2 tRNA genes and 2 rRNA genes are annotated in these 1,270 nt (G+C 51.6%); all 4 read left to right on the top strand.

The features are described from left to right. Nucleotides 1-684, top strand: a 23S ribosomal RNA gene (locus tag BSG1_RS19570); the annotation flags it as partial. Between the two features lie 84 nt (nucleotides 685-768). Next, a 5S ribosomal RNA gene (gene rrf, locus BSG1_RS19565) occupies nucleotides 769-885 on the top strand. A gap of 169 nt (nucleotides 886-1,054) precedes the next feature. Further along, a tRNA-Met gene (locus tag BSG1_RS19560) sits at nucleotides 1,055-1,128 on the top strand. Between the two features lie 58 nt (nucleotides 1,129-1,186). Further along, nucleotides 1,187-1,263 (top strand) — tRNA-Asp (locus tag BSG1_RS19555). Nucleotides 1,264-1,270: the final 7 nt, after the last annotated feature.

Here is a 1,270-nt window from a genome sequence, read left to right as displayed (position 1 = left end):
GGTGGGAGACAGTGTCAGGTGGGCAGTTTGACTGGGGCGGTCGCCTCCTAAAGAGTAACGGAGGCGCCCAAAGGTTCCCTCAGAATGGTTGGAAATCATTCGCAGAGTGTAAAGGCACAAGGGAGCTTGACTGCGAGACCTACAAGTCGAGCAGGGACGAAAGTCGGGCTTAGTGATCCGGTGGTTCCGCATGGAAGGGCCATCGCTCAACGGATAAAAGCTACCCCGGGGATAACAGGCTTATCTCCCCCAAGAGTCCACATCGACGGGGAGGTTTGGCACCTCGATGTCGGCTCATCGCATCCTGGGGCTGTAGTCGGTCCCAAGGGTTGGGCTGTTCGCCCATTAAAGCGGTACGCGAGCTGGGTTCAGAACGTCGTGAGACAGTTCGGTCCCTATCCGTCGTGGGCGCAGGAAATTTGAGAGGAGCTGTCCTTAGTACGAGAGGACCGGGATGGACGCACCGCTGGTGTACCAGTTGTCTTGCCAAAGGCATCGCTGGGTAGCTATGTGCGGAAGGGATAAGTGCTGAAAGCATCTAAGCATGAAGCCCCCCTCGAGATGAGATTTCCCATCACTTTATGTGAGTAAGATCCCTGAAAGATGATCAGGTAGATAGGTCTGAGGTGGAAGCGTGGCGACACGTGCAGCTGACAGATACTAATCGATCGAGGACTTAACCACAATTTTTAGCGAAACTCGGAATACTTTCTTTTCTTCATACTTTATCTAGTTTTGAGAGAACGATGTTCTTTCAATTTCATACAGTCTGGTGATTAAGGCGAAGAGGTCACACCCGTTCCCATGCCGAACACGGAAGTTAAGCTCTTCAGCGCCGATGGTAGTTGGGGGATCTCCCCCTGTGAGAGTAGGACGTCGCCAGGCTGTAATAAATTTTTTATATCGTCGCGGGGTGGAGCACGAACGAATATGCTTCGGAGCTTTACATCAGCGCACCGATTGAGCCACAGCTTGAATTAACCCACTGAAATCGGGGTGGTTCAGAAAGATAAACTCTAATCGGCTTATAGTTAAATATCACCATTATTATCGTCGCGGGGTGGAGCAGTTCGGTAGCTCGTCGGGCTCATAACCCGAAGGTCGCAGGTTCAAATCCTGCCCCCGCAATACCATTTGACTTACGTCAAGTTGTTGAAAGATATTTTGACTAACGTCAAAATTCTCTGGTCCGGTAGTTCAGTTGGTTAGAATGCCTGCCTGTCACGCAGGAGGTCGCGGGTTCGAGTCCCGTCCGGACCGCCATTTACTT

The sequence above is a fragment of the Bacillus sp. SG-1 genome (assembly GCF_000181495.1).
In the GTDB taxonomy this organism is placed as follows: Bacteria; Bacillota; Bacilli; order Bacillales; family Bacillaceae_B; genus Rossellomorea.
Note: the sequence above shows the minus strand (reverse complement) of the source record. Positions and strands in the feature narration are given on the sequence as shown.